A 24522-nucleotide genomic window follows, 5' to 3' on the forward strand; every position below is an offset into this window, starting at 1 on the left:
TGGCTACCTGTCGCAGGCTAGTATCGCTACATTTTTATGGCACGTCTGCCCTTGATCGACGCTAGCGCCGATACCGCATCTTCATCCGCACGACCGTCCCCCCGGCCGGCAGCGCCACCCGCGCCGACGCGAAGGAGGGCAGGCCGACCGATGTGGGGGCGTCGTTCGAAAATCCAAACCCCTCCTTGGGCAGGAACAGCGTGCGGTTGAAATCATGGTCGCTGTTCTCGTCATGATATTGCGCGATCGCGTAATAACCGGGCTTCAGCCAGAAACAGGCATGCGGCTGCGCGGCGGACACGCGCGCGCGCGCCAGCTTGCCGCCCTTGGACAGGAACCGGCCCTTGTCGTCGGGATAGACGGTGAACGCGACCTCGCCGACCGCATTGTGCAGCGTGGTCGCCTCGAGCACGAGCTTGGCCGCGCCGTTCCCGGGCGTGCCGACGCACGTCTCCGCGGCAGCCGCGGACGTCGAGGCGAGCGTTGCACCCGCGGCGAGCGCGAGCAGGAGAGGCAGATTCGTCATGGGGGACCCTTGCAATCGCATAACGGCAATTTGGAGGCCAATGACGTCGGCTCTGTGAACCCGCGCTTTATCGACCGCGGCGGGGCGTGCCGCCCTCAGGGACGGCTGCGCGTCAGATTCGCCGCAGCAAAGCCGAGCAGGATCGCGACCGCGACCGAGCCGATCGCGACGCCCATCGCCACCCCGGACGAACCATAGAGCGGCATCAAGGCGAACGCGCCGATGAACAGCAGGACGACGCCCACGACGCGGATCGCGAACACCGTTCCCGCACGGTTGACCGCGGTCAGCACGGTGTCGAGGCTGACGGTCGCGAGGTCGAAACACCCCGCCGCCGCGAGCCACAACAGCACCGGATAGGCGCTGCCGAACGACTTGCCGCCGACCAGTTTCAGCATCGGTTCGCCGATCAGCGCGACGACCGCGAGGATCGCGAGCGCCGCTGCGCTGCTCGCCAGCATCGTCCGCACCAGGATGTCGCGCAGCCGCTCGGGCGCCGCGGTCCGCACCGCGCGGACGATCTCGGGGAAGGCGGCGCGCGACAGGAGCTGCGACAATTTGGCGAGCGCCTGCGCGACCTGCGCCGCCAGCCGGAACGCGCCCGCCGCGGCCGGGCCGATCGACGCACCGACGAGCAGCAGCGGGATCTGCTTGCTCGACAGGCCGAGCGTCGCGCTGGCGTTGGTGCTCAGCGCGAACTTCACCACGCCGGGATTCTCCGCGACCAGCGCGCGCCAGCCGCTGCGCCCGCCCAGCAGCAGTGCGAAGTCGCCGCTGCGCCAGACCATGATCCAGTAGGTCGCCGCGGTGACCAGCTCGGCTGCGGCCCAGGCGATCATGAAGCCGCGGATCGTCGGGTCGAACAGCATCGCCGCGCCCGCGCCGACGAAGCGGATCACCGGCGTCATGCTGTCGGCGAGTGCGGAGAGCGAGAATTTGTCGCGCAGCCGCAGGATGCCGAGCGGGGTCGAGCGGATCGTCAGCAGCTGGATCACCGCGAAGACCAGCGTGTAGTGCATCAGGTCGCGCGGGATGCCGAACGCGTTCGCCCAGATCTGCAGGATGCCGATCGTCAGCAGCGCGCCGAGGATCGCGCTCGACAGATCGAGCCGCGCCGCCAGCCGGAACAGCCGCGCGAGCCGCGGGCTGTCACCATCGTGGAGCGGCTGGACGCCGTACTGGACGATGATCTGCCACGTCTGGAACCCGACGAACGTCGTCAGCGCCTGGACCGCGCCGGTGATCAGCGCGAACCGGCCGAAATCGACGACCCCCAATGTCCGCGTCGCAAAGCCGAGATAGAAGAGCGACAGGATCGCCAGCACGCTGCGGCTCGCGAGCAGCCAGCCCAGGTTGCGCGCCGCCGAACGCAGCACGCCACCGAAATCCTTGGTCGTGGGGGAAGGGGCGGGGGCCTGGGTCATGCGCCCTGCGGCCCCTAAAGCGCGCGGTGCGGTGCGGCAAGTCGCGGCTGGCGGGTCGGGGCGTGCGACGCGCTCAGGCGAGCCAGCTGGTGATCGCGTCGCTCTTCGCGCGCCGCGCCATCGCCTGGAACAGCCGGACGAGATGGACGACCAGCGAGATCGCGGTCCACGCCGCCACGCCGATGATCCCCCAGTCGGGCCGCGTCACGACCAGCCCCGCGAACAGGATCACCATGTTCGGGTTGCGCCGCGCGGTGATCAGCCGGAACCAGCTGTCGAAGCGTTCCCAGACATGGATGTGCATCCCGAACCGGACGATGAACGCCCCCTCGATCAGCCGCTGCGCGACATAGCCGAACAGCATCGTGCCGATCACCGCCCAGAAGGTCGCATCGTCGAGTGGCCGGCCATAGGGCGCGCAGCCCGCCGCCCAGGCCCACCACCAGAAGGGCGGATGGACCAGGTCGACGCCGTGATCCCATGCATTGCCGAGCTTCGACGCGGTGATCGTGCAGCGCGCGAGCTTTCCGTCGACGGTGTCGAGCACCATGAAGACGAGCCCGGTGGCAAGCCCGGTCCAGAACCAGCCATACCAGAAGGCGATCGTCGCGACGATGCACAGCACCGATCCCATCGCGGTGACCTGGTTCGGCGTGATCCCCGCGCGCGCGCAGACCCGGGTGATCGCCAGCGCCCATTCGGGCCAGAGATATTTGGTCAGCAGGTCGGTGACGCCCTTGTACGCCCCGACATAGCTCGCCCGCTCGATCGCGGGGACCGCGGCGGGGACGAGCCGTTCGGCAAACGGCTTTTCGCGTTTGCGCAGCGCCTCGTTGAGGATCCCCTCGTCCGACTCGGCGGCGATGAGCGTCAGCCCGCTGGCGGCGTCGAGGGTTGCGTCCGCGTGCATCGCCGCGGCGACCCGCGCGCGCTCCTCCGCGGTCCGGACATGCGCCAGCACGGGAACGCCCGCGCGCGTCATCACGGTGCCGGGGCGCGTCTTCAGATGCGCGGTCCAGACGGGGTCGAACGCGAACGCCATGTTGGCGAGGATCGCCGGGCCGTCCGCCGCGTCGCTGCCGGCAAAGCCCTGCGCCACGCCGATCCGACGCAGCCGCTCGTCGTTGCGCATCCCCCAGAGCAGGGTCGGATTGTCGCCCAGGGGCACGAGTGCTGGCATGTCTTGCATCCGCTGCCCGATAGCCGATTGCGCGCGGATTGCGAGCCCGGGCTGGTTCAGCGCAGCGCGGCGAGCACCGCCTGCGCCGCGCGCGCGGGCGCGCCGCCCGACACGTCGCCCAGTGCGGTCTCGACGAACCGCGTCTGGAAATCCCGATATCCGGGATGCAGCGTCGGTGCGGCGTCGATCGCCGGGATCAGCGCGTCGAGGCCGTCGACCACCGCGCCCGCGCCCCACATCGCATAAGAGGGATCGTCCACCCAGTCGGCCCCCAGCGCGTTCAGGAACACGCACGGCCGCGGGCGCATCATATATTCGACCACCTGGCTCGACGTGTCGCCGAGATACAGGTCGGCGGCGGCGGTGTAGCTGCCATCGACCATCGCGAAGCTGTCGAGATCGGCATGCACGCCCGCGCGGCCGGCGAGTCCGGCGACGAAGCCGCGCAGCTCGGGCGCGCGCTCGACCAGCCGCTGGTGCGGCGCGAAGATCAGATTGTAGCGCCCGTCGGCGAGGATCCGCTCGACCACCTCGGGCCCCCAGCGCCACCAGGACGAACGGTGCGCCTGCCAGTGCGGGGTGTAGAGGATCACCGGCCGCGGATCGGCGAACAGCCGCGCGGCGGGGGTGCGCTGGCGGAATGCGGCCTTCACATAGCCGGTGGTGACGATCCGCTCGGGCGCGTCGCCGCCGTCGATCAGCGCCTGCCGGTCGCGCTCGGCCGCAACCAGCGTGCGCCAGCCCGCGCGCCGCCGCCAGTGCCCGCGCGCCATCATCGACCCCGCACCGTGGAACGTATCGATGAACCGCGTCCGCAGCGGCAGCGTCGCGGGCAGCCACAGGCTCGTCTGTTCGGCGCACACCACCACCGGCGTGCGCAGCAGATGCGGCAGGAGGCGGAACAGCGTGGGCAGCTTGGGCGGCAGCGGCGGATTGTCGCCCTCGGCATGGTCGGGCAGCGCGCGAAACCCCGGTGCGCGCCGGATCGTGACCTGCCCAAGCCCCGTGCTCCAGCGTGCAAGCAGCGTCTCGTGGACCGAGGTGCTGACCCACAGCTCGATCGGCAGCGTCGGCTCGGCGGCGGCGAGCGCCTCGACGATTGGATAGAGATGCGGGATCAGCAGCGTCTCGCCGAGGAACAGGAACGCGACCTTGCGGGTCATGACGCCTGCCAATGCGCGATGTCTTCGGGCCGGTCGATCTCCTGCCAGCGCGCGCCGGCGGGGATCCGCAGTGCGCGGACGCCGGCGCCTTCGGCGACGCGGCGGACGACCGCGTGGTGATAGGCATGGATCCCCTCGTCCTCGCCGATCACTGCGCGCAGCGCGTCGGCATAGGCGGTGCCGCCGCCCGACAGGATCAGCCCGAGCGACCGGTCGGTCGCCTGATGCCCGACCAGATGCTTGCCGACCGCGATCACCCGCTCGCCCTCCGCCTCGACCAGCATGTCGTCGAGGCCGGGTTCGTGGAGCGGCTCGACCACCAGGGTCACGCCAGGTGCGGGCTCGGCGCGCGCCGCCTGCAGGATCGCGGCGTCGAACAGCGTGTCGCCGTTCATCAGCGCGAACGCGGCGCCCAGATGCGCGCGCGCCGCCCAGACGCTGCCGATGCTGTTGGCGACCGACCAGAAGGGGTTGAAGACCAGCGTCGTCGGCGGATCGCCGCGCCGCCCGGCCAGATGCGCGGCGATCTGGTCGATACGGTAGCCGCCGACGATCACCGCACCATCGAACCCCGCCGCCGCGACCGCGTCGAGCTGCGAATCGAGGATCGCCCGCCCGCCGACCTGCACCAGGCATTTCGGCGTGCTGAGCGTCAGCGGCAGGAGCCGCGATCCGTGGCCCGCAGCAAGGATGATGGCCTTCATGGGACCCGCTTATGCATCAACTGTGGCAGGAAAATGCAGGTCTTCGCGTGAGGATGCGGGGGCAGGGCCGCAGGCGGCGCCCTGCGTAACCCTCCTCAGCGCTGCACGATCGCCGCATCGTCGCGCGACCAGCCGCCGCCCATCGCCTGGTAGAGCGTCACATAGGCCGTCAGCCGGTCCGCGCGTGCCTGGACCAGCGACAGCTCCGCGGTCAGCAGCCCGCGCTGCGCATCGAGCTGGTCGATATAGGCCGAATAGCCCGCGCGGTAGCGGTTCGACGCGTTGCGCAGCGCGCCCGCGAGCGCATCGCGCTGTGCCGCGAACGCATTGGCCTGTTCGCCCGAGCGGCGGACGCCCGCAAGGCTGTCGTCGACCTCGCGGAACGCCTGGAGCGCGGTCCGGCGATAGGCGAACGCCGCCTGGTCGCGGCGTGCGGTCGCGGCATCCGCCTGCGCCCCCAGCCGCCCGCCGTCGAAGATCGGGCTGAGCACGCTCGCGCCGATCGAGAACACCGCGATCGGGTCGGCGAGCGCACTCGACAGCACGACGCCCGCCGATCCGGTAAGCGCGAGATTGGGCAGCATCGCCGCGCGCGCGCTGTCAAGCGAGCGGTCGGTTGCGACCAGCGTCTGCTCCGCCTGATACAGGTCTGGCCGGCGGCGGAGCAGGTCGGCGGGCAGCCCGTCGGGGATTGCGGGCGCGGCGAGCCGGTCGAGCGGCAGGCCGCGCGGGATCGGCCCGGGGACATCGCCGAGCAGCAGGCTCAGCGCGTTTTCCTGGCGGCTGATCGACAGTTCGGCGGCGGGGACGAGCTGTTCGGTGGCGTGATATTCCGCCTCGGCCTGCCGCAGCTCGAGGTTCGAGGTGTAGCCGGTCTCGGCGCGGCGGCGGGCGATGCGCAGCCCCTCGGCGCGCGCGTCGAGCGTCTGGCGCGCGACCGCGAGCCGCTGGTCGAGCGCACGCAACGTGATGTAGCCGGTCGCGACGCTGCTCGCGATCGCGAGGTGGACAGTGTCGCGCGACGCTTCGCTCGCGAGCAACTGCGCCTGTGCCGCGCGGCTCGCCTGGCGCAGCCGGCCGAACAGGTCGAGATCATAGCTGATGCTGACCGCGGGCTGCGCGCCGATCGCATCAATCGGCGTGCCGAGCGCGCCGACCGTCTGCCCGGTGGTGCCGGGCGCGGATCCGTTGACCAGCGGCGTCTGCTGCGCCCGTGCCAGCCGCGCGGCGGCGCGCGCCTCGTCGATCCGCGCCGCGGCGGCGCCGAGATCGGGGCTGTTGGCGAGCGCCCGCCCGACCAGCTGCGTCAGCACCGGATCCCCGAACGCGCTCCACCAGTCCGCCCGGATCGGCGTACCCGGCCCCAGCGCGGTCCGCCACGCGGGGGGTGGGGCAACCGCGGTCGCGGCAGGCGCCTCGGGGCGGGGGCCGATACACGCGGTGGCGAGCAGCGCGAGGGGGAGGGTGGTGGCGATCTGCCATGCCTCTATCCTCCGCCACGTCCGCACGCCCCGCCACACACGCGACCACCACGGCGAAGGCCGGGGCCCAGTTGGGAAGGCCACAGTAACGGCGGACAGCGCTCCGTTATCGCCGTCCCCCAACTGGGCCCCGGCCTCCGCCGGGGAGGAAGTACTCGCAGCGGTAGCTGTTTTGGTTGGGGCGGCGGCGTGGGTCGGCGCAGCCGCCTCCCCAAAAATGTTTCCCCGCGAAGGCGGGGACCCAGTCTGGGCTCCCGCCTTCGCGGGAGAACAGGCGCCGTAGGAGGGTCGCGGCATCACCGCGGCCCCGGCCCGCCGGCGGTATCGACCCGCGCCTGCACCGACATCCCCGGCCGCAACCGCGCGCTCAGCGGCTGGCCCGGATCGACGCGGATGCGCACCGCGATCCGCTGCGGCACCTTGGTGAAGTTGCCTGTCGCATTGTCCGCCTTCAGCACCGCGAATTCCGAGCCGGCCGCGGGCGAGATCCGCTCGACGCGCCCGGTCAGCCGTTCGTTCGCGAGCCCGTCGACGGTGAACGACGCGGGCTGGCCGACCGCCATCCGCGCGGTCTGCGCCTCCTTGAAGTTCGCGATCACCCAGGTTTCGGGCGGCACAAGGAACATCAGCTGCGACCCCGCGGTCACATATTGGCCGAGCCGGACGCCGACCTCGCTCAGCCGCCCTGTCTCGGGCGCGCGGATCACCGTGTTGGCAAGGTCGATCCGCGCGAGCTGGCGCGCCGCCTCCGCGCCCGAGACCCCCGCCTCCTGGCCGCCGCGTCCGACCTCGACGGTGCGGATGTCCTGCCGGGCAATCTCGCGCGCGGCCTTGGCCTGCTGGACCTGCGCCTCCGCCTGGCGGAGCGCGGCGAGCGTCTGGTCGCGTTCGCGCAGACTGACCGAGCCGTCGGTGACGAGGTCGTTGACGCGCGCCATGTCCGCCTGTGCGCGCATCAGCTGCGCCGCGGCATTGGCGACCGCGGCGTCCTGCGCGGCAAGGCTCGCCTGACGGCTGCGCGCGGTCTGCAGGCTGTTCGACAGCGTCGCCGCCTGCGCGTCGACCTGTGCCTGCGCCTGGTCGATCCGCTGGCGATAGATGCGGTCGTCGATCTTCACCAGCGGATCGCCCGCCTTCACATCGGCGAAGTCGCGGACGAGCACCTCAGTCACATAGCCGCTGACCTGCGGGCTGATCACCGTGGTGCGGCCGCGGACATAGGCATTGTCGGTCGACTGGTAGCTCGTCGCGAACGGCGGCAGCCGCCACGCCGCGAGCACCGCGCAGACGCCCGCGATCACGAGCAGGACGATGACGCCGATGACGCGCGGGCTCGGCGGCTGCGGTCGCCAGCCCGAGCCGACCGGGGTGGCGGGCGTCGCGGCGGGGGCAGGCGCAGGCGCGGCCGTAGGGGCGGCGGCCGTCTCCGCCTGTTTCTCCTCCGTCGCGGGTCCTTCTGCCACCGGGCTGCGGGCGTCGGTCATGTCGTCCTCTCAAGTCGCGCACGGCGTTCGCGTCGTTGGCGTCGCACCATCAGGAAGACGAGATACCCGAACGTCCCTCCGGCGAGAATCGCGACCAAGCGGAAGACGTCGGCATAGGCAAGCACGTTTGCTTCGCGCGTCGTGGTCTGCGACAGAATCGCCGCGCCTTCCGCGCTGCGCAGCGTCGGGTCGACGATCACCCGGCCGACCGCGGCGCCGCCCGCGGCGATGCGCTGCGCGACGATCGGGTCGGTCGGCGAGATCTGCTGGACCAGCGCCGCGCTGTTCGCCTTCTCGCGGACCACCTGATAGCTGCCGAGCAATGCGGTCCCGCCGAGCCCGCCGAGCGAGTTGATGATCCCGAACAGCGCGATGAAGCTGATGATGTGGCCCGCACCCTCCTTCAGCGCCCGCGTCATCCCGAACAGCAACGCGGGGCCGAGGAAGAAGGTCGCGGAGAAGCCGATGATCGCCTGCGTCACGTACATCTGCGGCGCGCGCGTCAGGCTGGTCGCATAGGAGTCGAACCACGCCGCCACCGCGACCAGCCCGATCGCGAGCATGATCGGATGGCCGAGCCGCTCGACGTCGAGCGTCACCGCGCTCGCGATCACGCCCGCGACCGAGGCGACGAAGATGATCAGGAAGAAGGGGATGAGCTGGTCGTTGTTCTGCCCCAGCACGGTCAGCAGGCCGACCGCGGCATAGGTCTGTTCGGACAGCACGATCCGCGCCATCACGATGACGACCGTGAAGCGCAAGATATCCGCGCTGCCGAGCCAGCGGGTGTTGAGCAGCGGATTGACGCGGTGATGCTCGACGACGATCGCGGCGGCGAACATCGGGATCGCGACGATCAGCGCCCAGCCGATCCACGGCGCATTGGTCCACCACAGGATCCGCCCGAGCCCGAGCACCGCGGCGAACAGCGCGGTCGACCCCGCGAACAGCACGAAGGTGAGGAAGTCGAGCGGCTCGAACGCCTTGCTCCGCGTCGTCGGCGGCAGCCGCAGCGCCGCGACCGCGGCGAGCGACAGGAGCGCGAGACCCAGCTCGAACAAATACAGGGTCCGCCACTGCGACATGGCGAGCAGATCGGGCGAGAACAGCCGCGCGAGCGGCGTCGCGCATTGCGGGATGCCGATGCCGAGCACGACCGCCTTCAGCCGCCATTTCGCGGGCAGCGACTGCATCACATAATAGAGGCACAGGCTGCTGAGCGCGGCCCCCGCCATCCCGCTGATCGCCCGCACCGCGATCGCGGTGGCGAACCCGTGCACGAACAGATGCGCGAGCGTCACCAGCACGTAGAGCGTGAGGAAGATCAGCGCGAAGGGCCTAAGCCCGAACTGCGCGCGGAACTTGATCATCAGCAGGTTGATGCTGACGTTGGTCATCACATAGACCGTCGGCAGCCACGCGATCTCTGCCGGATCGAGCCCGAGCGCACCCTGCAACGTGTAGGTGTTCGCACTGATAAGCGCATTGCCAAAGCCGACCGTCAGTCCGAGCAGGATGCCGATCAGCGCATAGGCGATCTGGCGATGCCGCGGATGCGCGGGCGAGCCCGGTGAGCCGGGGAGGACGGGCAGTTCGTGCGGGGCGAACGTCCAGTCTTCCTCGCTCAGGAAGCGTCTGATTCTCCGAGCGATCATGGTCGCTGTCTTGTGGCATGATCACGGGGGCACGTCATCCGGGAAGACGGGTCGCGGCGAGCGATTTTCCCAGGAAAAACACCACCCCGGCGAAGGCCGGGGCCCAGTTGGGGGACGGCGGTAACAGCGGGCCGCCCTCCATTACTGCGACCTCTCCAACTGGGCCCCGGCCTCCGCCGGGGTGGTCGCCATCGTGGTGGATGTCCCCCCCCCATGCTGCACCGCAGCGGAACATCCCCGCACCCGCACCGTTGCGCTGTCATGCGCATATTCAGATCGCTCCACATACCGCCCGAATGGGTCTGGCTGGAAAGCGTCGCCGTGGTCTCCGCGGCGGTGCTCTTCGCGCTGGTCGCGCACTGGCTGACGATGCGGATCGCCGGCCATGCGCAGCGGCGGTCGACCGCCAAGACCGACGGCCTCGTCCTCGCGCGCGTCCGCCGGCCGTTGCGCGCGGTGTTCGTCGCGGTCAGCGTCGCGTTCGTCGCGCGGATCCTGCCGATGGACGACGATATCGAGGAATTGTGGAAGCAGCTGCTCGGCTTCCTCGTTCCCGCTTTGCTCGGCTGGCTCGCGGTCGCGGCCCTGCGCGCGTTCCAGGACGTGATCGAGATCCGCTCGGACATCACCGTCGAGGACAATCTGCGCGCGCGGCGCAAGCGGACGCGCGCGGCGATCCTCGGCCGGATCGGCACCTTCTTCATCATCTTCATCAGCGTCTGCCTGATGCTGCTCAGCGTCCCCGGCATCCGTTCGATCGGCGTCACGCTGATGGCCTCGGCGGGTATCGCCGGCCTCGTCGTCGGTGCCGCCGCCCAGCCCGCGCTCAAGAACCTGATCGCCGGCGTGCAGATGGCGTTCACCGAACCGATCCGGCTCGACGACGTGCTGATCGTCGACGGCGAATGGGGCCGCGTCGAACAGATCAACCTGACCTTCGTCGTCATCAAGATCTGGGACGAGCGCCGCCTCGTCGTGCCGGTGTCGAAGTTCCTCGAGCAGAGCTTCCAGAACTGGACGCGCGAGACCAGCCAGCTGATGGGCTCGGTCTTCTGGTATGTCGATCCGTCGACCGACGTGCCGCGGCTGCGCGAAAAGCTCGCCGAGGTGGTGAAGGCCAATCCGCGCTGGGACGGCCGGTTCTTCAACCTGCAGGTCACGGACATGAAGGCGGACGCGGTCGAACTCCGCGCGCTGATGACCGCCAAGAACGCCTCCGTCGCGTTCGACCTGCGCTGCGACGTCCGCGAGGCGATGCTGGCGTATATCACGGCGGAAATGCCCGAGGCGATGCCCCGCGGGCGCCTGCTGATGGCCCCCGACCCGGTCCGCGGCACCGCGTCGTAACGCGGGCGCGGCGTGGGCACCCGTCACCCTGACGAAAGTCAGGGCCCAGGGTCACGGGCGCTGCACTGTATGGCTCTCGGTCCTGAAGGTCATCGAGATGACGGGTCTTGGGGAGAACACGTCACCGCTCGGCGCCATCCCAACCCAAGCCGTCATCCCCGCGGAGGCGGGGATCCATATTGGCTGGCCATGGTGTGAACTCGCAGGGGTAGCCAGTCTGGATCCCCGCCTGCGCGGGGATGACGGGACGGGGGCTAGTTGCCGAGGTTAGACAGGGCTAAGTGTCGTTACGCCTCGACATGCTCCGGCGCATCTTCAAGCGCGGTGATGAACAGTTCGCACCACCACATCACGTCCTCCTTGCGGACATTGTCGATCAGCTTCTCCCAGCGCGCCTTGCGCTCCGCCAGCGGCATCTTCAGCGCGCGGGCGATCGCGTCGGACATTTCCTCCGGGCTGTACGGATTGACCAGCACCGCATCCGACAGCTGCGCCGCCGCGCCTGCGAACTGCGACAGGATCAGCACGCCGGGATCCTCGGGATCCTGCGCCGCGACATATTCCTTCGCGACCAGATTCATCCCGTCGCGAAGCGGCGTCACCAGCCCGACCCGCGCCGCGCGGTAGATCCCCGCCAGCACGTCGCGCGGAAAGCCCTGGTTGACGTAGCGGATCGGCGTCCAGTCGATGTCCGAGAATTCGCCGTTGATCCGCCCCGACATCGAATCGAGGTTCGCGCGGATCTCCTGATAGGTGTCGACCTTCTCGCGGGAGGGCGGCGCGATCTGGAGCATGTAGACCAGCCCGCGGTGATCCGGGTGCGACGCCAGGAACCGCTCATAGCCCGAGAAGCGTTCGGCCAGCCCCTTCGAATAATCGAGCCGGTCGACCCCGACGATCAGGCTGCGCCCGGTCGCCGACATGTACATCCGCTCCTTCGCATGGCGCGCGGTGTCGCTGCTCGCGGACTTCTCGAAATCCGCGGTCTCGATCCCGATCGGCGTCGTGATCGCCTTGATCGTCCGGTCGCCGACCGTCACCCAGCCATCCTCGCCGACCACGCCGTCGAGCTGGCTGGTGACGTAATGCAAAAAGCTGTCGAGCCAGTCCTGCGTCTGGAACCCGACCACATCGTACGCGAACATCGATTCGACGAGCGCGCGGTGGCTCGGCAGCGACAGCAGCATGGCCATGGGCGGCCAGGGGATGTGGAGGAAGAAGCCGATCTTGTTCTCGACCCCCAGCTTGCGCAGCTCGCGCCCCAGCGGCACGTGATGATAATCATGCACCCAGACGAGATCGTCGGGCTCGATCAGCGGCAACACCGTCTCGGCAAAGCGCTTGTTCACCCGCGCATAGCCGCTGGAGAAATCGCGTTCGAACTCGGTCAGGTCGATCCGGTAATGGAACAGCGGCCACAGCGTGCGGTTCGCATAGCCGTTATAATATTCGTCGAAATCCTGTTCCTCCAGGTCGATCGTCGCGGTGGTGACGCCCTTGCCCTGCTGGAAGTTGATATGGCCGGTAAAGGTCTCGGTGGTCGCGCCCGACCAGCCGAACCAGACCCCGCCCTTTTCGCGCAAGGCGGCGAGCAGCGCGACCGCGAGGCCGCCCTGGTTGCCCGACGGCGCATCGACCGATTGCACGCGATTCGAAATGACGACCAGGCGACTCATCGTACGGCGCTCCAGGGTTTGCTGAGGAGGACGGCGCAGTTGATCAGCCCCACCAGTGAATAGGTTTGCGGATAATTGCCCCACAGCTCGCCGGTATTGGGGTCGATATCCTCGGACAGCAGCCCCGCGGGCGTGCGCCGCGCGACCATCTCGGCAAACAGCGCGCACGCATCGGCTGTGCGGCCGGTCGCGTGCAGCGCCTCGATCAGCCAGAAGGTGCAGACGTTGAACGCGGTGTGCGGCAGGCCGAAATCATCCTCGGTCGCATAGCGCAGCATGTGGCTGCCGCGCCGCAGACCCTCCTCGACCGCCTTCAGCGTCGACTGGAAGCGCGGATCGTCGGGCGCGAAGAAGCGCAGGTCGAGCAGCTGGATCAGGCTCGCGTCGAGATCGTCGCCGCCGAACGTCGCGGAGATGCGCTGAGTCTCCTCGCGCCACGCCGAGGTCTCGATCGTCTTGCGGATCGTGTCCGCGCGCGCGTTCCAGAAGGTCCGGCGATCCTCGAGCCCGAGCACCCCCGCCGCATTGGCGAGCCGGTCGCACGCCGCCCAGCACATCGCCGCGGAATAGGTGTGGACATGCGCCTTGGTGCGCAGCTCCCACAGCCCCGCATCGGGCTTGTCATAGGTCTCCCAGGCACGGTCGCCGACGAGCTCGAGGCTCTTGAAATCCTCGTTGCTCGACATGCGGAACAGCCGCTGGTCGAAGAACGCCTGGACGTCGGACAGGATGATCTGGCCGTACGCATCGTGCTGGATCTGCTCATAGGCCTGGTTGCCGACGCGGACTGGACCCATGCCGCGATAGCCCGGCAGCGCAGGCGCGACGCGTTCGACCAGCGTCGCCTCGCCGCCGACGCCGTAGAGCGGCTGGACATGCCCGCCCTTCGACGCATCGACGATGTTGCGCAGATATTCGAGATACCCTTCGAGCACGTCGAGCGCACCGAGCCGGTTGAGCGCCTGCACCGTGTAATAGGCGTCGCGGATCCAGCAATAGCGGTAATCCCAGTTGCGCTCCGACCCCGCATGTTCGGGGATCGAGGTGGTGAGCGCGGCGACGATCGCGCCGGTCTCCTCGTGCTGGCACAGCTTCAGCGTGATCGCCGCGCGGATGACGACGTCCTGCCATTCGACCGGGGTCGCGAGCCCACGTACCCAGTGGCGCCATTCGTCCTTGGTCCGCGTCAGCATCGCCTCGGCCGCCTCGTGCAGCACGCCGGCAAAGCTCTCGTCGGGCCCCAGGAACAGGTGCATCGGCCGTTCGAGCCGGAACCAGCGCTCGCCGACGATATGCCCGACCGGCGCGTCGGTGGTCAGCCGCAGCGTCTGGTCGTCCATCAGGAACCGGATATGGTTCGACCCCTGCGTATGCGTGGTCGGCTGGCCCCAGTTGGTTGCGACGCGCAGGCGGATGCGGATCCGCGGGCTGCCCGCGACGGGCTTCACCATCCGCACGAAGCTGGTCGGGCGATAGGTCCGCCCCTCGCGCACGAAGCGCGGGCAGAAATCGGTGACCTCGACCGCGTTACCCGCCTCGTCCTCGTGCCGGGTGACGAGGATCGGGGTGTTGCGGATATAGGCCTGCGTCGTCTTCGCGCTGCCCTCGAGCTCGATCGCCCACAGGCCCGTCTCGGGGGCGTCACCACCGAGCAGCGCGCAAAAGGCAGGGTCGCCGTCGACGCGGGGCACGCAACCCCAGACGAACGTGCCGGTCCTGTCGATCAGCGCGGACACCTGGCAATTGCCGATCGGCCACAGGTTCATGTCCGGCGTCGGGTTGCTGTCGAATGGGCGGGGGGCGAGCGGGGTAGCGGTCATCATGATTCCAATATGGCGGCAATCCAGCCGCGAAGGGCCGCGACATCGTCGAGGCGGTAGGTGGCGGCGGTAGGGCGTTCGGGGCCGATCAGGATCCCGGCACCGCCCAGCGCATGCGCGGCGACGAAACCATCCTCGTCGGTGACGTCGTCGCCGAAGAAGAACGGGCGGCTGCCGACCAGCGCGGGTGCAGCGATCAGGTCGCGCAGCGCTGCGCCCTTGTCGCCGGGAGTGCGCAGCTCGACCATCATCTTGCCGCGCTGGAGCGTCAGGCCGTGCGTGCGGGCAAGATCCTCGGCAAGGCTTACCGCATCCGCCTCGAACGCCGGCGCCATCCGGTAATGCAGCCCGGCGCCGAGCGACTTGGCCTCATAGACCAGCGCGTTCGCCTCGGCATAGGCGCGCAGCGCCTCGGCAGCGGTTTCGAGCGAGGCGGGGCGCTCGGCGGCGACATGGCCGTCCTCGGGCGTACGTCGTTCCGCGCCGTGACTGCCCGCGACCGCGAACCGACGCGCATGCTGGCCAAGCATCGCGTCGAGCTGCGCGATCGACCGCCCGCTGATGATCGCGACGCGCGCCGGGAAGCGCAGGGCGAGCCGGTCGAGCTGGTCGAGCAGGCCGGCATCGACGACCACCGCATCGGGGGTCGGGGCCAGATCGACCAGGGTGCCATCGAAATCGAAGAACAGGCTGGCGTCGTCGCGGACGTGCGGCGGGGGTGCGAGGACTTCAGTCGCAGGCTGGCGTTCGGCAAGCATGGTCGTCTAACCCCCGGCTGTGACGCTCCGTTCCGCTGCAGTGCAAAATTGGAACGGGTGCGGTTCGATTGCCGTCATAGCAGGGGTTGGGGTTCGGGGCGATGCTTCGGGGCCGTCACCCCCTCCTCCGTCATCCTGACGAAAGTCAGGACCCAGAGCCACGAGCGCCACCCCACCCCTCCGTCATCCTGACGAAAGTCAGGATCCAGAGCCCCGAGCGTCACCCTGTGTTACCCTGGATCCTGACTTTCGTCAGGATGACGGTGGAGAGGGATGGCCGCACGGCCGCACGCCCCCGCCCACAGCTCGCCCCGGTTGCGACAGGTTGCGACACGAAACCACTGGACGAGGGAAGGGGCATTGCGTCATGCCTGCCGCCCATGTCCCGCGTCCGAGCTTTCCTCCTCATGCCCGTCCTGCTCGCCGGCTGCTCGGTCGGGCCGGATTATCGTCCGAAAGCGGCGGCCGAGCTGGGGGTGCCCGACGCCTATTCCGTCACCCCCGCGACCAGTCCCGAGGACCTGACGCGCTGGTGGCAGCGGTTCGACGACCCCGTGCTCGGCCAGCTCGTCGAGCAGGCGGCGGCGACCAATCTCGACATCGCCCAGAGCGTCGCCCGCCTCCGCCAGGCGCGCGAGAGCCTGGTCCAGAACCGCGCCTCGCTGCTCCCCACGCTCAGCGGCTCGGGCGGCTATCAGCGCAACGAGAATCTGCGCGGCGGCGGGCGGTCGTTCACCTTGCCCGACGGCACCGTCGTCGACACCGGCGGCGGCGGCACCAACAGCTTCACGCTGGGGGCAAGCGCCAGCTACCAGGTCGGCGTGTTCGGCGAGATCCGCCGCACGATCGAGGCGAGCCGCGCGGAGTACGCAGCCTCTGGCTATGACTATGCGACCGTGCTGATCTCGATCGAGAGCGAGGTCGCACGCAACTATGTGTTCGCCCGGCTGTATCAGCAGCAGCTCGCCAATGCCCGCGCGTCGCTGACGATCCAGGACGACAATCTCGAGATCGCCGGGTTCCGCGTCCAGGCAGGGCTCGTCTCCAGCCTCGACCAGGAACAGGCGCGTGCGCAGCGGGCCCAGACCGCCGCGACGATCCCGAGCCTCGACCAGCAATATGCCGCCGCGGTCGCGCGGATCGGCGTGCTGACCGGGCAGGCGCCGGGCGCGCTCCGACCGCTGCTCGCGCCGGTCAAGCCGATCCCGGTCGGGCCAAAGGCGGTCGGCGTCGGCATTCCCGGCGACACTTTGCGCCAGCGTCCCGACATCCGCTCGGCCGAGCGCGCGCTGGCCGCCGCCACCGCGCGGATCGGGGTGGCCAAGGCCCAGCTCTATCCCGCGCTCGCGATCACCGGCAACATCAACACCAACGCGACCTCGATCGGCAATATCGGCGATGCAATCACCGGCGGGCTGTTCGCGGGGCTGACCCAGGCGATCTTCAACGGCGGCCGGCTGCGCAGCCAGGTGCGGACCAGCGAGGCCGCCGCCGACGGCGCGCTGGCCTTCTACAAGTCGACCGTGCTGACCGCGCTCGAGGATGTCGAGAATGCGGTCGTCGCGCTCCAGACCGCGCAGGAGCGCGAGCGGCAGTTCGCCATCGCGCTCGATGCCGCGAACAACTCCGCGATCCTCAGCCGCAGCCAGTATCGCACCGGGCTGACCGACTTCACCACGCTCAACCAGCAGGAGGTCGCGCTGCTGTCCGCGCGCAACGGCGCGACCCAGGCGCGCGCCGACGCCGCGACCGCGCTGGTCGCGCTCTATGCCGCGCTTGGCGGCGGCTGGGACGCGACCGTGATCCCGCAAGCGCCCATCTCCAATCCAGAGGCACGCTGATGGCCGACGCATCGATCGACGACTTTCTGGGCGTGAGGCCGCAGGCCCCCTGGAAACGCTACATCAAATGGGTCGCGATCGCGGTCGGCGTCGTGCTGCTCTGCCTGCTGCTCGCCAAATGCTTCGGCGCGAAGGAGCAGACGCAATATTCGACCCAGGCGGCCGAGCGCGGCAACCTGACCGTGACGGTGTCCGCGACGGGCAAGCTCGCGCCGACCAACCAGGTGACGGTCGGATCGCAGCTGTCGGGGCTGGTCACCAAGGTGGTCGCCGACGTCAACGACCGCGTCGTCGCGGGCCAGCCGCTCGCGCTGATCGATCCCGAACAGCTCGACGACCAGATCCGCCAGGGCAATGCGCAGCTCGCCGCCAACCAGGCGCAGGTGAACCAGGCGCAGGCGACCGTCGCCGAATCGCGCGCACAGCTCAACCGGCTCGAGGAGGTCGCGCGGCTGTCGGGCGGGCGCGTGCCGTCCAAGACCGAGCTTCAGGCCGGCCGCGCCGACTATCAGCGTGCACTCGCCGCGCAGAAGGTCGCCGAGGCCAATGTCGTCGCCAGCCGCGCCGCACTCGCGCAGAGCCAGACGCAGCGCGCGCGCGCGATCATCCGCTCGCCGGTGACCGGCGTCGTGCTCGCGCGGCAGATCGATCCCGGCCAGACCGTCGCGTCGTCGTTCAACACGCCGACGCTGTTCGTGATTGCCGAGGACCTGACCAAGATGAAGCTCGAGGTCGCGATCGACGAGGCGGACGTGGGCGAGGTCAAGATCGGCCAGCGCGCCAACTTCACCGTCGACGCCTTTCCCGGCAAGACCTTCCCCGCGACGATCACGCGTGTCGATCTCGGCTCGAACCTGACGGTCAGCTCGGCGACGTCGTCGAGTTCGAGCACCAGCACGACGACCACCACCGGCCAGGTCGTGTCCTACGCCGCCGACCTGACCGTCGCGAACCCATCGCTCACGCTGCGCCCGGGCATGACCGCGACCGCCGATATCGTCACCTCGGACAAGCAGCGCGTGCTGCTGGTCCCCAACGCCGCATTGCGTTTCAAGCCGACCGCCGCGTCGGGCGATGCGGGCGGCGGCATTGCCGGCTCGCTGACCTTCCGGCCGCGGCGCGGCGGCGGGGCGGAACGGACCGCGACGCTCGGCCGCGGCGCGCAGCAGACCATCTATGTGAAGGGCGCCGACGGCACGCCGCAGCCGGTGCAGATCACCACCGGCGACACCAACGGGACGATGACCGAGGTCCTGTCGGGCAACCTCCAGCCCGGCGCGCAGGTCATCACCGGCCAGCTCGCCAGCGGGTCGGACGAGACCAAGCGCGGCGGCGGTGGTCGGCGCGGCGGTGGCGCGAGCAAGGGCGGGGGCGGTGGCCAGTAATCCGCCCCTGATCTCGCTGCGCGGCGTCTCCAAGACGTACGGCGCGGGCGCGACGATGTTCCAGGCGCTGAAAGGCGTCGACCTGGACATTGCCGGCGGCGATTTCGTCGCGGTGATGGGGCCGTCGGGGTCGGGCAAGTCGACGACGATGAACATCCTCGGCTGTCTCGACGTGCCGAGTGCCGGCACCTTCCTGTTCCGCGGGCATCATGTCGAGACGCTCGACCGCGACCAGCGCGCGCTGCTCCGCCGCAAATATCTCGGCTTCGTGTTTCAGGGGTTCAACCTCCTGTCGCGCACCTCCGCGCTCGAGAATGTCGAGCTGCCGCTCCTGTACCGCGGCGACGAGAAGCGCGCGCGGCGCGCGGCGGCGATGGCCAGCCTCGACACGGTCGGGCTTGCGGACTGGTGGGACCACACCCCCGCCGAACTGTCGGGCGGCCAGCAACAGCGCGTCGCGATCGCGCGCGCGCTGGTGACGAACCCCGACGTACTGCTCGCGGACGAACCGACCGGCAACCTCGACAGCGAACGCTCGGTCGAGATCATGCAGCTGTTGACCCGGCTCAACGCGGAACAGAACATCACCGTCCTGATGGTCACCCACGAACCCGACATGGCCGCCTTCGCGCGCACCGTCGTCCACTTCAAGGACGGCCTCGTCGAACGCATCGAAAGCCGCCACGAGCAAGGCGAAAGGGTCGAGTCGTGATGGGCCAGACATCATACACTCACGCCCCCACCCGACACCGTCATTCCCGCGCAGGCGGGAATCCAGACTGGCAACCGTCTCGGCAAGCCCGCCAGCCCTCGAGCATCTGGATCCCCGCCTGCGCGGGGATGACGGGTCTCTTCTGTCGGTCTTTTGGCCAGGTTCGACGGGACCACGCTGGCGGGATGACCCGGTAATGTTCGGCACCACCCTCTCGCTCGCGCTGCGGTCGATCCGCCGCCACATCCTGCGGTCGTTCCTGACCATTCTCGGCATCGTCATCGGCGTCGGGGCGGTCGTGACGATGGTCACGCTCGGCAAGGCGACGACCGCGGCGGTACAGCAGTCGATCTCCGCGCTCGGCACCAACATCCTCCAGATCCGGCCAGGCCAGGGCTTCGGCCGCGGCGGCGGCGGACCGCGGCCGCCCGATTTCAAGCCCGAGGACGTCACCGCGGTCGCCAACCAGATCGCCGGCGTCACCGCGGTCGCCCCCCAGGCGCAGGCGACCGCCACCGCGATCTATGAAGGCGCCAACTGGTCGACGACGATCAACGGCACCACCAGCGCCTATTTCCAGGTCCAGCCCTGGCCGCTGGCGACCGGGCGGATCTTCACGCCGGTGGAGGAGGCGTCGGGCAAGGCGGTGTGCATCATCGGCAATACCGTGCGCACCAACCTGTTCCGCGGCGGCGACGCGGTGGGCCTTCGCATGCGGATCGGCGCGATCAGTTGCGACGTGATCGGCGTGCTGTCGACGCGCGGGCAGGCGGGGTTCGGCGGCGATCAGGACGACGTGGTCATCATGCCGATCAAGGCGGTGCAGCGCCGCTTCACGGGCAATCGCGACATCCGGCTGATGCTGGTGGGCGTCGACCAGAAATTCTCGACCGCGACCGTGCAGGCGTCGATCACCGACCTGCTGCGCGAACGCCGGACGATCACCGCGGGCAAGGAGGATGATTTCAACATCTTCGACACCAAGCAGATTTCCGACACGCTGACCGGCACGACGACCTTGCTGACCGGCATCGTCGCGGCGGTCGCGGGGATCAGCCTGGTCGTCGGCGGGATCGGGATCATGAACATCATGCTGGTGTCGGTGACCGAACGCACGCGCGAGATCGGCATCCGGCTCGCGATCGGCGCGGTCGCGCGCGAGGTGCTGTTGCAGTTCCTCGTCGAGGCGATCGTGCTGTCGTGCCTGGGCGGGCTGATCGGGCTGGTGATCGCGCAGCTGGCGATCGCGATCATCGCGCCGTTGATCAAGGTTCAGTGGCTGTTCGTGCCCGAGATCAACCTGTTCGCGTTCGGAATCTCCGCGGTGATCGGCGTCGTCTTCGGCTATTTCCCCGCACGCCGCGCCGCCGCGATGAACCCTATCGACGCGTTAAGGCACGAGTGATCGCCGCGCGCGGGTCATGGACCAGCGCCTGCAGCCGCTCCAGATCCTCGGGCGTGTCGATGTCGATCAGCTCGGCCGGCGCAGTCACCACGTGCCGCCCCGCCTTCACCAGGTCGCGGGCACCCGCATCGCCGTCGAGCGAGAGCAGGAAGTCGAACCGGTCGCGGGCGAACAGGGCAGGGGGCGACGGCTTCACCCCGTCGCTCGACGCGACCACCGCATCCGCGCTGTCGGCGGCATCGAGCATCCGGTAGACATGCGCCGCGGTGACGCGCGGCATGTCGGCCAGCGCGATCAGCACCGCCTGCGCGCCGTCGTCCTTGGCGCGCTGCACGCCCAGCTTGACCGACTGCGCCATCCCCGCCGCGGGATCGTCGTTATGCACCACCGCATAGCCATGGCTCGCGAAATCGAGCGTGCAGCCATCGGTGACGACCAGCCGGTCGCGGAACGGGATCGCCTCGAACGCGGTGACGACGTGCAGCCCGACCGGCTTGTTGAGGAACGGCACCTCGAGCTTGTTCGGGATGCCGAACCGCTGCGATCGGCCCGCGGCGAGCAGGATGAGGACGACGTCTTCAGCGGCGATCATGGAAGGCTCCGATCATGGCGGCGGCGACCGACAGCGCAATCTCGGACGGCCCGATCGCGCCGATGTCGATGCCGACGGGTGCGTCGATCCGGTCGATATTCTCAGGACTGACCCCCGCTGCGGCCAGCCGTTCGCGCCGCGCCGCATGGCTCTTGCGGCTGCCGAGCGCACCGACATAGGCGGCGTCGGTCGCCAGCGCGGCGATCAGCGCGGGGTCGTCGATCTTGATGTCGTGGCTCAGCGTCACCACCGCGGTCGACGGACCCGGGCGCAGCGCGGCGATCGCCTCGTCGGGCCAGCGGTCGTCGAGCGTGACGCCGGGGAAGCGCTCGTCGGTCAGGAAGCGCGCGCGCGGGTCGATCACGACCGTCGCGATCCCGAGCTCGCGCGCGAGACCCGCCAGCGCCTGCGCGATCTGCACCGCGCCGACGATCAGCAGGCGGCGCGGCGGATCATAGCGGTTGACGAACACCTCGCCCGTCTCCGCCGGCCGCGCGCCGCTGTGCCCGGTGGCGAGGTCGGTGGTGACCGTCAGCGCATCACCCTGGTCGCGCGCATCGGCGATCCGGTCGAACAATTCGGGATCGAAGCCCTCGGCGGACACCGGCTGGACCATCACCGCGATCTCGCCGCCGCAGGGCAGACCGACTTCCCACGCGGCGGCATCCGCGACGCCGTAGTTCCGCAGCTGGAACGGCGCGCCCGCGATCACATCGGCGGCGGTGGCGAGGATGTCGCTCTCGACGCAGCCGCCCGAGACGGAGCCTTCGAACCGGCCATCCTCGTGGACGAGCATGTGGCTCCCCTTGGGGCGCGGCGCGGAGCCCCAGGTCGAGACGACCGTGGCGATCGCCATCCTCTCGCCCTTCCAGGTCTTCGCCGCGGCAATCACGCTATCGTTTTCGGCCATGTCTTCTCTCTCTTCTCGTTCCTCCGCACCGGCGTGGGAACAGATGTTACAGCGCGGGCAAGCCTTCGAGCAGCTTGTCGAGCGTCACCGGGAAATCGCGCACCCGCACACCCGTCGCATTGTAGATCGCGTTGGCGACCGCCGCGCCCGCACCCGAAATCCCCAGCTCGCCGACCCCCTTGGCGCCCGCAGGGTTGGCCGAATCATCGATCTCCTCAATGAAATAGGCCTCGAGCTGCGGAATGTCGGCGTTCACCGCGACGTGATATTCGCCGAAATCGGGGTTCACGAACGCGCCGGTGCGCGTGTCGACGACGCCCTCCTCGGTCAGCGCATAGGCGATGCCCCAGGCCATGCCGCCGATGATCTGGCTGGTCGCGGTCTTGCGGTTGAGCACGCGGCCGACGTCGAACACGCCGAGCATCCGCCGCACGCGAACCTCGCCGCTGACCGCATTGACCGCGACCTCGACGAAATGCGCGCCGTGGCTCGCCTGGCTGGTCCGCTTGCTCTCCTTGCCGGGGCCGGTCTTGCCGGTCGCGACGATCGGCGCCCCGCGCAGCAGGTCGGCGAGCTTCACCTGCCGCCCGCCCGCGCTGACGCACCCGTCCTTGAGGCTCAGCTCTTCGGGCGCCGCGTTCATCCGCAGCGCGAGCTCGGCGAGAATGTCCTCGCACGCCAGCACCACCGCGGACACCGCGCTCCCTGCGCCGAACGACCCGCCCGACCCCGCGGTCGGCGGGAAGTCGGTATCGCCCAGCCGGACGTCGACATCCGCGACCGGCAGCCCGAGCATCTCGCCCGCGGCCTGTGCCAGGATCGTGTAGGTGCCGGTGCCGATATCGGTCATGTCGCATTCGACCGCAGCGCGGCCGTCCGCCTCGAGCCGCACGCGCGCCTGCGCCTGGACGGTGAAATTGCCGCGCAGGCTGGCCGCCATGCCGATCCCGATCAGCCATTCGCCCTCGCGCACCGATGCGGGCGCGGGCACGGCTGCGGGCCAGCCGAACCGCTCTGCCCCTTGCGTGTAGCAGTCGAGCATGCGGCGCGTGGAGAAGGGCTTGCCGCTGCCGGGATCGCAGTCGGGCTCGTTGCGGCGACGCAGCTCGATCGGGTCGATCCCGAGCTGGACCGCGAGCTCGTCCATCGCGCATTCGACGCCGAACGTGCCGACCGCCTCGCCCGGCGCGCGGACCGCGCCGCTCGCGGGCAGGTCGACGCGGACGAGGTCGGTCCTGAACCGCCGGGACTCGCCGCGATAGAGCGGGATCGTCCCGAACGGCACGGGTTCGAGGAACGGCGCGTCGTCATTCTGCGCGGCGACGCTCTCATGCCCCATGCCCTGGATCACGCCGCGTTCGTCCGCAGCGATGCGGATGCGCTGTGTCGTGTGCGAGCGGTGGTGGACGACATAGGCGGTCTGGCGCCGCGGCAGCGCGATCTTGACCGGGCGGCCGACCGCCTCCGCGGCGATCGCGGCGAGGATCGCCTCGGGGCCGACGCCGGTCTTGCCGCCAAAGCCACCGCCGACATAGGGCGCGAGCACGCGGACCTTGTCGGCGTCGATCTTGAGGACCTTGGCGATCGTCTTGCGCGCCGCGCCGATCACCTGGTTGCTCGACCGCACCGTCAGCCGGTCGCCGTCCCACCAGGCGGTGGTCGCATGCGGCTCGAGCGCGGCGGGGAAATGCACCGGCGTCGTATAGGTCGCATCGAGCGTCACGGCCGCGTCGCGCATCGCCGCATCAAGGTCGCCCATGTCGACCGGTGCCACGAAGCCGATCGCCGGATCGGTATCGACCGGCTGCGCCTCGACGTCGAACCGGTCCTCGCCCGCCTCGGTCTCGACGCGGACCAGGGCGGCCGCGTCGCGCGCGATCGCCTGGTCCTCGGCGACGACGACCGCGACGGGCTGGCCGAGATGGAGGATGACGTCGGTATCGAGCAGCGGCAGCGCGCTCGAATTGGATTCGCCCGCGGGCATGCGCGGATCGCCGTGCAGCACCGCGATCACGCCGGGCATCGCCTCGGCCGCACGCGCGTCGATGCTGAGAATCCGGCCGCTGCCGACCGGCGTGCCGACGATCGCGGCATAGGCGACGCGCTCGGGCGTGCCTTCATAGGCATAATCGGCGACGCCGGTGACCTTCGCCGGCCCCTCGACCCGATCGATCCCGCGCCCGAGAACCCCCTGCGTCGCCCGGTCGAGCCCGGCCGGTCGAAACGCGGCGTCCATTACGTGGTCGGTCATAGGCTCGTCCTCGGGTGTGGAGGGTCTGAGATAGGAGGGGCGGGGGTGTTTGACGAGGGTGGGGGACGTGGTCTCAACACCACCCCGACGTAGGCCGGTGCCACGCCAGCCCGACTCAAACGAGGCTCGGTGCCGTCCCCTCACCACCACCCCGGCGAAGGCCGGGGCCCAGTTGGGAAGGTCGTCGTGACGAAGGACGATCCGCTGT

Annotated in this window: 19 protein-coding genes; 5 read left to right on the forward strand and 14 right to left on the reverse strand. The window is 69.6% G+C overall.

All coding sequences use genetic code 11. The features are described 5' to 3' along the window. Window positions 1-61: 61 nt before the first annotated feature. The 8 genes from IFS44_RS14505 to IFS44_RS14540 all read right to left on the reverse strand — a co-directional run bounded on the left by IFS44_RS14505 (window position 62) and on the right by IFS44_RS14540 (window position 9617). On the reverse strand, window positions 62-526 hold the full coding sequence (locus tag IFS44_RS14505) for a DUF2141 domain-containing protein (protein WP_056679741.1): 465 nt from the start codon (window positions 524-526) through the stop codon (window positions 62-64). Between the two features lie 95 nt (window positions 527-621). After that, the gene (locus tag IFS44_RS14510; protein ID WP_192098938.1) at window positions 622-1950 is read right to left on the reverse strand and encodes a lipopolysaccharide biosynthesis protein; all 1329 of its coding nucleotides are present in this window, start codon (window positions 1948-1950) and stop codon (window positions 622-624) included. 73 nt (window positions 1951-2023) lie between these two features. Further along, window positions 2024-3139 carry a CDP-alcohol phosphatidyltransferase family protein gene (locus IFS44_RS14515; RefSeq protein WP_192098939.1) on the reverse strand — a complete coding sequence of 372 codons (1116 nt, stop codon included), beginning with the start codon at window positions 3137-3139 and terminating at the stop codon, window positions 2024-2026. A 47-nt stretch (window positions 3140-3186) separates the two neighbouring features. Continuing rightward, a complete protein-coding gene (locus IFS44_RS14520) occupies window positions 3187-4293 on the reverse strand; it encodes a hypothetical protein (RefSeq protein WP_192098940.1) in 1107 nt (368 codons plus the stop codon). After that, entirely contained in the window at window positions 4290-4997 is a 708-nt protein-coding gene (locus IFS44_RS14525; protein ID WP_192098941.1) for a phosphocholine cytidylyltransferase family protein, read from the reverse strand. The genes IFS44_RS14520 and IFS44_RS14525 overlap by 4 nt, the downstream gene beginning before the upstream one ends. 95 nt (window positions 4998-5092) lie before the next feature. Beyond that, window positions 5093-6505: an efflux transporter outer membrane subunit gene (locus IFS44_RS14530; protein WP_446740860.1), complete on the reverse strand. Its 1413-nt coding sequence runs from the start codon at window positions 6503-6505 to the stop codon at window positions 5093-5095. A gap of 269 nt (window positions 6506-6774) precedes the next feature. Further along, window positions 6775-7962, reverse strand: coding sequence for an HlyD family secretion protein (locus IFS44_RS14535; protein ID WP_192098942.1), 1188 nt, complete (start codon window positions 7960-7962; stop codon window positions 6775-6777). Next, window positions 7959-9617 (reverse strand): MFS transporter, encoded by a 1659-nt coding sequence (locus tag IFS44_RS14540; protein ID WP_031440138.1) that lies wholly within the window; start codon window positions 9615-9617, stop codon window positions 7959-7961. The genes IFS44_RS14535 and IFS44_RS14540 overlap by 4 nt, the downstream gene beginning before the upstream one ends. A gap of 261 nt (window positions 9618-9878) precedes the next feature. Between IFS44_RS14540 and IFS44_RS14545 the strand changes: the two genes are divergently transcribed. Then, entirely contained in the window at window positions 9879-10964 is a 1086-nt protein-coding gene (locus IFS44_RS14545; protein WP_031394051.1) for a mechanosensitive ion channel family protein, read from the forward strand. 287 nt (window positions 10965-11251) lie between these two features. Here IFS44_RS14545 and IFS44_RS14550 read toward each other — a convergent pair whose 3' ends face one another. The 3 genes from IFS44_RS14550 to otsB are packed head-to-tail and all read right to left on the reverse strand — an operon-like array spanning window position 11252 to window position 15218. Next, a complete protein-coding gene (locus IFS44_RS14550; RefSeq protein WP_031394052.1) occupies window positions 11252-12640 on the reverse strand; it encodes an alpha,alpha-trehalose-phosphate synthase (UDP-forming) in 1389 nt (462 codons plus the stop codon). Beyond that, window positions 12637-14463 carry a glycoside hydrolase family 15 protein gene (locus IFS44_RS14555; protein WP_244650321.1) on the reverse strand — a complete coding sequence of 609 codons (1827 nt, stop codon included), beginning with the start codon at window positions 14461-14463 and terminating at the stop codon, window positions 12637-12639. Before IFS44_RS14555 ends, IFS44_RS14550 begins: the two co-directional genes overlap by 4 nt. Then, the gene (otsB, locus tag IFS44_RS14560) at window positions 14460-15218 is read right to left on the reverse strand and encodes a trehalose-phosphatase (protein ID WP_192098943.1); all 759 of its coding nucleotides are present in this window, start codon (window positions 15216-15218) and stop codon (window positions 14460-14462) included. Before otsB ends, IFS44_RS14555 begins: the two co-directional genes overlap by 4 nt. A gap of 407 nt (window positions 15219-15625) precedes the next feature. On the opposite strand from otsB, the gene IFS44_RS14565 reads away from it, so the two are divergent. The 4 genes from IFS44_RS14565 (at window position 15626) to IFS44_RS14580 (ending at window position 20561) form a co-directional block, all read left to right on the forward strand. After that, window positions 15626-17059, forward strand: a complete 1434-nt coding sequence (locus IFS44_RS14565; RefSeq protein WP_244650322.1) for an efflux transporter outer membrane subunit — start codon at window positions 15626-15628, stop codon at window positions 17057-17059. Continuing rightward, window positions 17059-18444, forward strand: a complete 1386-nt coding sequence (locus IFS44_RS14570; protein ID WP_031440132.1) for an efflux RND transporter periplasmic adaptor subunit — start codon at window positions 17059-17061, stop codon at window positions 18442-18444. The genes IFS44_RS14565 and IFS44_RS14570 overlap by 1 nt, the downstream gene beginning before the upstream one ends. A gap of 55 nt (window positions 18445-18499) precedes the next feature. Then, window positions 18500-19156 (forward strand): ABC transporter ATP-binding protein, encoded by a 657-nt coding sequence (locus IFS44_RS14575; protein ID WP_081874217.1) that lies wholly within the window; start codon window positions 18500-18502, stop codon window positions 19154-19156. 196 nt (window positions 19157-19352) lie between these two features. Further along, a complete protein-coding gene (locus IFS44_RS14580) occupies window positions 19353-20561 on the forward strand; it encodes an ABC transporter permease (RefSeq protein ID WP_031440131.1) in 1209 nt (402 codons plus the stop codon). Here the strand turns inward: IFS44_RS14580 and IFS44_RS14585 are convergent. The 3 genes from IFS44_RS14585 to IFS44_RS14595 are packed head-to-tail and all read right to left on the reverse strand — an operon-like array spanning window position 20536 to window position 24314. Beyond that, window positions 20536-21153: a nucleotidyltransferase family protein gene (locus IFS44_RS14585; RefSeq protein WP_037530012.1), complete on the reverse strand. Its 618-nt coding sequence runs from the start codon at window positions 21151-21153 to the stop codon at window positions 20536-20538. The two genes, IFS44_RS14580 and IFS44_RS14585, sit on opposite strands and share 26 nt — an antisense overlap. Beyond that, on the reverse strand, window positions 21140-22063 hold the full coding sequence (locus tag IFS44_RS14590) for an XdhC family protein (RefSeq protein ID WP_192098945.1): 924 nt from the start codon (window positions 22061-22063) through the stop codon (window positions 21140-21142). The genes IFS44_RS14585 and IFS44_RS14590 overlap by 14 nt, the downstream gene beginning before the upstream one ends. A 46-nt stretch (window positions 22064-22109) precedes the next feature. Further along, window positions 22110-24314, reverse strand: a complete 2205-nt coding sequence (locus IFS44_RS14595; RefSeq protein WP_192098946.1) for a xanthine dehydrogenase family protein molybdopterin-binding subunit — start codon at window positions 24312-24314, stop codon at window positions 22110-22112. Window positions 24315-24522 lie beyond the last annotated feature (208 nt).

The organism is Sphingomonas sp. CFBP 13706, from assembly GCF_014842355.1.
Taxonomy (GTDB): domain Bacteria; phylum Pseudomonadota; class Alphaproteobacteria; order Sphingomonadales; family Sphingomonadaceae; genus Sphingomonas; species Sphingomonas aerolata.

Bases quoted from the DNA above. Each gene is read 5' to 3' on its own strand.
- IFS44_RS14505 (WP_056679741.1), bottom strand. From the start codon at position 526: ATGACGAATCTGCCTCTCCTGCTCGCGCTCGCCGCGGGTGCAACGCTC.
- IFS44_RS14535 (WP_192098942.1), bottom strand. From the start codon at position 7,962: ATGACCGACGCCCGCAGCCCGGTGGCAGAAGGACCCGCGACGGAGGAG.
- IFS44_RS14515 (WP_192098939.1), bottom strand. From the start codon at position 3,139: ATGCAAGACATGCCAGCACTCGTGCCCCTGGGCGACAATCCGACCCTG.
- IFS44_RS14575 (WP_081874217.1), top strand. From the start codon at position 18,500: ATGTTCCAGGCGCTGAAAGGCGTCGACCTGGACATTGCCGGCGGCGAT.
- IFS44_RS14510 (WP_192098938.1), bottom strand. From the start codon at position 1,950: ATGACCCAGGCCCCCGCCCCTTCCCCCACGACCAAGGATTTCGGTGGC.
- IFS44_RS14580 (WP_031440131.1), top strand. From the start codon at position 19,353: ATGTTCGGCACCACCCTCTCGCTCGCGCTGCGGTCGATCCGCCGCCAC.
- IFS44_RS14590 (WP_192098945.1), bottom strand. From the start codon at position 22,063: ATGGCCGAAAACGATAGCGTGATTGCCGCGGCGAAGACCTGGAAGGGC.
- IFS44_RS14545 (WP_031394051.1), top strand. From the start codon at position 9,879: ATGCGCATATTCAGATCGCTCCACATACCGCCCGAATGGGTCTGGCTG.
- IFS44_RS14520 (WP_192098940.1), bottom strand. From the start codon at position 4,293: ATGACCCGCAAGGTCGCGTTCCTGTTCCTCGGCGAGACGCTGCTGATC.
- IFS44_RS14595 (WP_192098946.1), bottom strand. From the start codon at position 24,314: ATGACCGACCACGTAATGGACGCCGCGTTTCGACCGGCCGGGCTCGAC.
- IFS44_RS14540 (WP_031440138.1), bottom strand. From the start codon at position 9,617: ATGATCGCTCGGAGAATCAGACGCTTCCTGAGCGAGGAAGACTGGACG.
- otsB (WP_192098943.1), bottom strand. From the start codon at position 15,218: ATGCTTGCCGAACGCCAGCCTGCGACTGAAGTCCTCGCACCCCCGCCG.
- IFS44_RS14585 (WP_037530012.1), bottom strand. From the start codon at position 21,153: ATGATCGCCGCTGAAGACGTCGTCCTCATCCTGCTCGCCGCGGGCCGA.
- IFS44_RS14555 (WP_244650321.1), bottom strand. From the start codon at position 14,463: ATGATGACCGCTACCCCGCTCGCCCCCCGCCCATTCGACAGCAACCCG.
- IFS44_RS14550 (WP_031394052.1), bottom strand. From the start codon at position 12,640: ATGAGTCGCCTGGTCGTCATTTCGAATCGCGTGCAATCGGTCGATGCG.
- IFS44_RS14570 (WP_031440132.1), top strand. From the start codon at position 17,059: ATGGCCGACGCATCGATCGACGACTTTCTGGGCGTGAGGCCGCAGGCC.
- IFS44_RS14525 (WP_192098941.1), bottom strand. From the start codon at position 4,997: ATGAAGGCCATCATCCTTGCTGCGGGCCACGGATCGCGGCTCCTGCCG.
- IFS44_RS14565 (WP_244650322.1), top strand. From the start codon at position 15,626: ATGCCCGTCCTGCTCGCCGGCTGCTCGGTCGGGCCGGATTATCGTCCG.